The organism is Tepidicaulis marinus, from assembly GCF_000739695.1.
GTDB classification, from domain to species: domain Bacteria; phylum Pseudomonadota; class Alphaproteobacteria; order Parvibaculales; family Parvibaculaceae; genus Tepidicaulis; species Tepidicaulis marinus.
Genome location: NZ_BBIO01000035.1, coordinates 1 through 7,825, shown reverse-complemented (window position 1 = coordinate 7,825; position 7,825 = coordinate 1). Strand labels below are relative to the sequence as shown.

9 protein-coding genes are annotated in these 7,825 nt (G+C 67.2%); all 9 read left to right on the top strand.

Annotated elements, in window-relative coordinates:
• On the top strand, positions 1-329 hold a 329-nt coding region (locus M2A_RS18265; protein ID WP_045449867.1), incomplete at its 5' end, for a hypothetical protein.
• A gap of 7 nt (positions 330-336) precedes the next feature.
• A complete protein-coding gene (locus M2A_RS16670; protein ID WP_045449866.1) occupies positions 337-2,040 on the top strand; it encodes a DEAD/DEAH box helicase in 1,704 nt (567 codons plus the stop codon).
• Positions 2,041-2,043: 3 nt separating this feature from the next.
• Positions 2,044-2,454 (top strand): DUF6511 domain-containing protein, encoded by a 411-nt coding sequence (locus tag M2A_RS18260; RefSeq protein WP_197052979.1) that lies wholly within the window; start codon positions 2,044-2,046, stop codon positions 2,452-2,454.
• Entirely contained in the window at positions 2,454-3,221 is a 768-nt protein-coding gene (locus M2A_RS16660) for a PD-(D/E)XK nuclease family protein (protein ID WP_045449865.1), read from the top strand. The genes M2A_RS18260 and M2A_RS16660 overlap by 1 nt, the downstream gene beginning before the upstream one ends.
• On the top strand, positions 3,218-5,506 hold the full coding sequence (locus tag M2A_RS16655; RefSeq protein WP_045449868.1) for an AAA family ATPase: 2,289 nt from the start codon (positions 3,218-3,220) through the stop codon (positions 5,504-5,506). Before M2A_RS16660 ends, M2A_RS16655 begins: the two co-directional genes overlap by 4 nt.
• A gap of 434 nt (positions 5,507-5,940) precedes the next feature.
• The gene (locus M2A_RS16650) at positions 5,941-6,474 is read left to right on the top strand and encodes a crossover junction endodeoxyribonuclease RuvC (RefSeq protein ID WP_045449864.1); all 534 of its coding nucleotides are present in this window, start codon (positions 5,941-5,943) and stop codon (positions 6,472-6,474) included.
• Positions 6,471-6,668: a hypothetical protein gene (locus M2A_RS16645; protein WP_045449863.1), complete on the top strand. Its 198-nt coding sequence runs from the start codon at positions 6,471-6,473 to the stop codon at positions 6,666-6,668. The genes M2A_RS16650 and M2A_RS16645 overlap by 4 nt, the downstream gene beginning before the upstream one ends.
• Positions 6,665-7,099: a DUF6362 family protein gene (locus M2A_RS16640; RefSeq protein WP_045449861.1), complete on the top strand. Its 435-nt coding sequence runs from the start codon at positions 6,665-6,667 to the stop codon at positions 7,097-7,099. The genes M2A_RS16645 and M2A_RS16640 overlap by 4 nt, the downstream gene beginning before the upstream one ends.
• 372 nt (positions 7,100-7,471) lie before the next feature.
• Positions 7,472-7,825 (top strand): ParB/Srx family N-terminal domain-containing protein (locus M2A_RS16635; RefSeq protein WP_045449858.1); only part of this gene is annotated, 354 nt, incomplete at its 3' end.

Here is a 7,825-nt window from a genome sequence, read left to right as displayed (position 1 = left end):
TGGGCCGCAGCCTGATCCGCGGCATGCTCAACTCCGCGCGCGGCATTTCGGACAAGGACACGTCCGCTCAGGCCCAGGCCGCGCGTCGCATCAGCGGCTTTGCCGATCTCGACGGCCTCGAGTTCGTGGCGCGGATCGACATCGGCACCGACACCAACGGCGAGGAGAAAAACGAGATCCGCGCAGCCGTGACGCCGGATCACAAGGACTATGCCGCCCTCATGGGCGTGCCCGGTGCGGCACCGCAGCCGCAGGCTCAGCCTTCCCAGCCCTCCATGCCGCACTCTTCAGCACCGGCGGCGGGCACGCGCCCGTCTTGGGCGCAGTGAGGCGGCCATGCTGCTGCGTCCCCGCCAGAAGCAGTTCGTCGAGCGCAGCGTCCGCGCGCTCGGCGAACACGGAAACACCCTCGGCGTAGCCCCGACCGGAGCCGGCAAGACGATCATGCTCTCGGGCGTCGTCGGTCGCATGGTCGGCGAAACCCCGAAGAGCACGGGCGCCAAGGCCTGCGTGCTCGCCCACCGCGACGAGCTGACCGATCAGAACCGGAGTAAGTTCGGCCGGGTGAATCCCCGTATCACGACTTCGGTCGTCGATGCGAAGGAGAAGTCCTGGAACGGGCAGGTCACCTTCGCGATGGTGCCGACGCTGGCGCGCGCCGGTAATCTCGGCCAGCTGCCCGCGCTTGACCTCCTGGTGATCGACGAGGCACACCACGCGGCCGCCGACAGCTATCGCCGCATCATCGACGCCGCGCTGCAGCGCAATCCCGAGTGCCGGGTCTACGGCGTCACCGCGACGCCCAATCGGGGCGACAAGCGCGGTCTGCGCCCGGTGTTCTCCAACGTCGCCGATCAGATCCGGATCGGCGAACTGATCGCCTCCGGCCATCTCGTGCCGCCGCGCACCTTCGTGATCGATGTCGGCGTCCAGGACCAGCTCACCAAGGTGCGTCGCACGGCCGACGATTTCGACATGGCCGAGGTCGACGCGATCATGAACCGGTCGCCGGTCACGGACGCCGTCATCCGCCACTGGCGGGAAAAGGCGGGCGAGCGCCAGACGGTGGTGTTCTGCTCGACCGTGGACCACGCGCGCAACGTGACCGCCGCTTTCAACGCGGCCGGTGTCGCCGCCGGGCTGATCCACGGCGACATGGCCGATACCAACCGGAAGACGACCCTCGACGCCTACGCCGCTGGAGAGCTGCGGGTCGTCGTCAATGTCGCCGTCCTTACTGAGGGCTGGGATCATCCCCCGACGGGCTGCGTCGTGCTGCTGCGGCCGAGCTCCTACAAATCGACCATGATCCAGATGGTCGGTCGCGGCCTGCGCACGGTCTCGCCCGAGGAGCATCCCGGTATCATCAAAACCGACTGCATCGTGCTCGATTTCGGCACGTCGACCCTGCTGCACGGATCGCTGGAGCAAGACGTCGACCTGGACGGTCGCGAGCCCTCCGGCGAGGCGCCCACCAAGGATTGCCCGGACTGCGGCGCCATCGTGCCGCTCGCCACTATCGAATGCCCGCTGTGTGGGCACCTCTGGGAGCGTCCCGAAGGCGGCGAAGCAGCGCCGCTCGGCGACTTCGTGATGTCCGAGATCGACCTCCTGAAGCGATCGAGTTTTCGCTGGTGCGATCTCTTCGGCGACGATGCCGCGCTCATCGCCAACGGCTTCAATGCCTGGGGCGGTGTCTTCTTCCTGAAAGGTCGCTGGTACGGCATCGGCGGTCTGCAGAAGCAGCGGCCTCATCTGCTGGCGATGGGCGAGCGCACTGTCTGCCTCGCGGCGGCGGACGACTGGCTCAACGAGCATGAGAGCGACGAGAGCGCGCACAAGACGCGCCGCTGGTTGAACCAGCCGCCCACCGACCGGCAGCTCGCCTTCCTGCCGCCGGATTACCGGCAGGACTTCGGGCTCACCCGCTACCAGGCATCGGCGCTGCTGGCCTTTCGCTTCAACCGCGACGCCATCCGCTCCCTCGTCTTTGGGGCGGCCGATGCCGCGCCCGAAGCAGCCATAGGGAGGGCGGCATGAGCCATGGCATCTGTTTCCCCCACCACGGCCGAGGACCGGCGGCGGCTCTGGCATCCGCGTGGAACGCTCTGTGCTGTCTGCCGGCGACCCACCCGTGGCTTTGGCTGGTTCGACCCGGTGCGCTCGAAGCAACCGCGCCCCTCGGTCTGGTTCTGCTCGATGGCCTGCCAAGGCTTCTGGACGCGCTTGGCGCGGGAGCGCTGGGCCATGGTTGATCTCACAGAACAGGAGAAGGCGGCAATTCGCGCTGCCATGAAGCCGGTCGCCGAGATCATGGAGGAAATCGGCTGGCAGGCGCGCTTCTCCGACCTCACGGAGGCGCAGGTGCTCACGCTCATCGAGGTCGCCGTCGGCGGCTTCCAGGACGCCATGCACGCCATGGCAGCCGACGCCGACGCGGAGGTGCCGTTCTGATGCTCGACTACAACCACCGCCCCACCTGCGCCGAACGCATCAATGCGGTGATCGACAAGGCGATCGCCGCTGAACGCGCGGCGGTTGCGCCCAGGACCTACCTCGGCGGCTCCCGCCTTGGACACGGCTGTGAGCGCGCTCTGCAATTCGAGTTCGCGGGCGCGCCGAAGGATGAGGGCCAGGAGTTCTCCGGCCAGACGCTGCGGATCTTCGAGATCGGACACGCGCTCGAAGATCTTGCCATCTGCTGGCTGCGCGGTGCCGGGTTCGATCTCTATACCCGCAAGGGCAACCGTCCGGACGGCGAGCAATTCGGCTTCTCGGTCGCTGGTGGCCGCATCCGCGGTCATGTCGATGGGATCATCGCCGCCGCACCCCAGCTGCTGGGCATCGGCGTTCCCGCGCTCTGGGAATGCAAGACGATGAACGCCAGGAACTGGCGAAAGACCGTGGCCAAGGGCGTGGTTGTCGCGAAGCCCGTCTACGCGTCCCAGATCGCCCTCTACCAAGCCTATATGGAAGCGCAGGTCCCCGGCATCTCCGACAATCCCGCGCTCTTCACCGCCATCAACAAGGACACCGCCGAACTGCACCACGAACTCGTGCCGTTCGACGCGGGGCTCGCCCAACGCATGAGCGATCGCGCCGTGCGGATCCTTGAAGCGACGGATGCAGGGGATCTGCTGCCGCGCATCGCCACGACCCGTGACTTCCACGAGTGCCGAATGTGCCCGTGGGCGGAACGCTGCTGGGGGTTGCCGGCATGAGCGGGAACAAGGTCATCTCCCTCGATGCCTGGCGCGACTTCAACGACGCCGCGCCGCAGGCCGATCCGTTCGACATCGAGCCGGATCCAGAGCAGATCGCCGTCTTTCTCGACGTCGTCTTCGGTTACTGCGAGGGCTGGGTGCCCCTGCGCGGGTTTGTGGACAAGGGCCAAGGCATCGACGGCCGACCCCACAACGCCTGGATCGAGATCGACGACAGTTTGCTGGAGAAGGCGGTTTCCTTTGCCGGTTGGGCAGCACGCGAAGGGGCGGCCTTCTATGTGGTGCCGGGAACGGTCGCCGAGACCGGCAAGGCCAAGGCCGCCGATGTCCAGCAGATGCAGACGGTCCTGGTCGACCTCGACGCCGGAGACATTGCGGCCAAGCTTGACCACCTCGTCCGTCATCTCGGCGACCCGACACTGCTCGTCGAAAGTGGCGGCCGGACGCCGGACGGTCTCGACAAGCTGCATGTCTGGTGGCGCTTGAGCGAACCGGCCGAGGGCGAGGACATCGCGCTTCTCTGTCGGCTGCGCGGCGACATCGCGGTCAAGGTCGGCGGCGACACGCATTTCCGATCGGCCCACCAGCCGATCCGCCTGGCTGGTTCGGTCTATCACAAGGGCGGGTTCAAGCGCCTGGTCAACATCCGCCGCCACAGCCCGCAGATCGAGGTCCATCTGCGCGACTTCGCGGAAGCAGTCGCCGACATGCCGCCGCTTGCCGGAGTCGGATCCGAGCCAGGCCCCTCGACCGACAAGCCGTCGATCACCGATGTCCTGACGACGCCGGTCCGCGAAGGCGGATCGGACGATTGGACCCGCTTCCAGGGGGCGAGCGCCGCCATCGGCCACTACGTCCGCATGGCGCATGAGGGCCGCATGAGCCGCGACGACGCTTGGGAGGCGATCTGCCAGTACAACGCCGCCCAGCTCCGTCCGAGCTGGCCGCTCGAACGTCTCGCCTCGGAAGCACAGCGCCTCTGGCGGCTTCATGAAGAGCGCCATGGGCCGGCCCTCGAAAGGATCGCCGTGCCGCCGATGTCCGCGCTTCCGGTTTTCACGCTCGGCGCACTGCTCGACGACGTGAGCCCGATGCCCGACGACATCATCGCGCCGCGATTGCTGACGCCTGGCGGGATGCTGGTGCTCGGCGGCGCCCCCAAGGTCGGCAAGAGCGACTTCCTAATCAGTCTGCTTGTCCACATGGCGGCGGGGGTGCCCTTCCTCGGCTTTGCGCCAAGCCGGCCGCTTCGGATCTTCTATCTGCAGGCGGAGATCCAGTACCATTACCTCCGGGAGCGCCTTCAGGCCATCCGGATCGAGCCGGCGCTCCTGGCCGCGGCGCGCGATAATCTCGTCGCCACGCCGAAGGTCCGCATGCTGCTCGACGCCGGCGGCGTGGGCCTGACCATCGCCGCGGTTCGCGCCCACTACGGGCATGGCGCGCCCGACATCCTCTGCATCGACCCGATCCGCAATCTCTTCGATGGGGGTCCGGACGGCGGCGGGGAGAACGACAACACCGCGATGCTCTTCTTCCTGCAGGAGCGGGTCGAGGCCCTGCGGGACGCCGTAGCCCCGGATGCCGGCCTGATCCTCTGCCATCACACCCGCAAGATCACGAAGAAGCAGCTCGTCGAGGACCCGTTCATGGCGCTCTCGGGCGCGGGCAGCCTCCGCAGCTTCTACACCTCCGGCGTGATCATGCACCGGCCCGACGAGGACCGACCGGAGCGGATGCTGCATTTCGAGCTCCGCAACGGCCCCGGCATCGAGCCGATGATCGTCGACAAGGCGGACGGACGCTGGATCGCGATCGATCGCTCGGAGACAAGGCTCGTGCGTCGCGAGTTCGGCGAGAAGCTCGACGCCGAGCGCGCGCGCAAACACGACGTGATCCTTCAACTGCTCTTCGATGAGGCCGAGGCCGGCCGGCTATACACCGCGCTGCAATTCGCCGAGAGCTTCGAGAACCAGGCCGGGCTCGGCGGCAAGGACACAATCCGCGAGCGGATCAGCGTGCTGGCCACAAAGGGTTTCATCAAGTTCGTTCGCGATGGCGCGCCGTTCGGTCTGCCAACCTCGCGTTCGAAGTTCGGCTATCTCTGCGTCGAGGGCATGACGTTCCCGACCGGAGAAGAGACGGCAGACCCCGATACCGGCGAGGTCGTGCCCGTCCGGATCCCGGTCCTTCCCAGCACCTACAAATGCCCACAGAGCGGGGCGGCGCTGCCGGTCGAGAACCCCCTGGTCTGGGTCTATCAGACGGAGGAGACCTCGTGATGCGCCAGCTCATCCCGATTACGCGGACTTACGCAGAATCAAGTTGTGGCAAGTTGCGGCGAGCTGGGCGGCCAGCTTCCCAACTACTTTCGTTGCTTTTCGCGCCGCCGCGCACCGCCGAGCCATCCCGCGCACATTCAAGTTGGGAAAGCTCGTCCCAACTACCTTGGCTCCCGCGCGCTCCGCTGCGCGGCCTTTCGCAGATTCAAGTTGGGAACGCGACCCACGCCATGGGCCGTCCCAACTTCGATTTCTCCATAATATTCAACGAGTTGCTGCGCTCTCGAAGTTGTGGGGGTGAAAGCCACCCCCTTCGGGGGTGGGGGAGAACCGCGCCGAGCGGGTTCTCCCACTCCCACCCCCAGGGGCTTCGCGCGCGCAGGCACCGTGCCGTCCATCCCCTCACCGACATCAGACGAGAAGGACCCACCACCATGAGCCAGTGCCCGTCACCCCTCCTCAAGAGCGCGCCCCATCCGGCCCCGGTCATCTCGACATCCGCGGGCGGCGCCATTCTCGCCCTGGATCTCGGCACCACCACGGGCTGGGCGAGCCTGACGGGCGGGATCGTGCACAGCGGAACCGCCAGCTTCCGCTCCGGCCGCTTCGACGGCGGCGGCATGCGCTACCTGCGCTTCCAGCACTGGCTCGAACAACTGGCCGACGACAGCGGTGGGTTGGCCGCGATCTATTTCGAGGAGGTCCGGCGCCATATCGGCACTGACGCCGCCCACCTCTACGGCGGTTTCCTGGCGACGTTGACCGCTTGGTGCGAGCGTGAGGGCGTCGCCTATCAGGGCGTTCCTGTCGGCACCATCAAACGCTTCGCCACGGGCAAGGGCAACGCCGGCAAGGATGCCGTGCTCGCCGCGATGCGCCAGCGCGGGTTCCAACCCGCCGACGACAACGAGGCCGACGCGATCGCGATCCTGCTCTGGGCGATGGAGACCCGGGGAGGTGTGCTGTGAGGTGGACGCCACGCGGATATGGCGGCCAGCGCCGCACCCCCGATGAAGTCAAGCGCGATGGCTGGCGCGAGCAGCGTGTCCTCGCGGTCTCTCTCGATGACGACCGGCTGACCTGGCCCGAGCGTGAGCTCGTCCGGCAACTCGGCGAGAAGCTCTATGGCGACCGCGATCAGGCGAAGGAGGCGCGTCGATGACCCAGTGGACACCGAGCCTCGTCGAGGAACGTCTCGCGGAAGCGGCCTTCGTGCTCAAGCGCCTGCCCGAACCCCGGCGGCAGGGATATTTCAGCGTCTGGCCGGAGGTCATCCATAGCTTCGCCGACAAGGTCGGACAGGAGCCGAAGCCGACGCGCGTCATCCCGTCACCCGCCGCGATCGGCCGGATGGAGGAGACGCTCAGCTGGACGGTGGGGCTCGATCCGATCGACGGCAAGATCGTCTGGCTGCGCGCCTACGGCGAGCGATGGAAAACCATCTGCTGGACCGTCGGATTGCAGCGGTCGGCGGCGCACGAGCACTGGCTCTATGCGCTCTGCGTGATCGCATTCCGGCTTAATGGTCGGCGGCTCAACCGCAGCTATTCGAAGCGCAAAGTGATCGAGCTGGCTGGGGCGGCGCAGCGCTGAGCGATGGCGAGGAAGGTGTCCGCCGGACAGTTTTCGAACGGACATAAACGGCGGATCGGGCTAGGTTTTTGACTATCCTCGGGAGAGGCGCGCGCGTCGCGGCCTTGGTCCCGCTTCCACACGAGTTCGCGGGTCCTTCCTGGCGGAAATCGTATGCTGGCGGGCGAGGCGCGATGGATCGCCAGCGACAGGGCCGGATTTTTGGGAAGCCACCCGGCATCCGAATCCACGCAGATCCCGAGAAACCACCAGCGAACACGCGCCTGATGGCCGGACGCCCGTCGCGCCCGCTGGACCCCGCACGGAGTCCAGCGCGGCCTCCGGAGTCCAGGACCACAGGTGTCCACTTCGATCGACGGACCCATCCGACCCATGACGCTGAGCTTCGCCCCTGAGCGGATCGAGATCTGGCCGCTTTCGCGCCTCCAGCCCTACGCCAGGAACGCGAAGGTGCACGGCGCGGACCAGGTCGCCAAGATCGCCGCCAGCATGGCCGAGTTCGGCTGGACCGTGCCCTGCCTCGTGGCCGAGGACGGGGAGCTGATCGCGGGCCACGGCCGCGTTCTGGCTGCCACGCAGCTCGGGCTTACCGAGGCGCCGGTGATCGTGCTCGGTCATCTGACCGAGGCGCAGCGCCGGGCCTACCGCATCGCGGACAACAAGCTGACGGAACTCGGAAGCTGGGACGAGGCGTTGCTGTCGGCCGAGCTGCAGGGACTGCTGGCC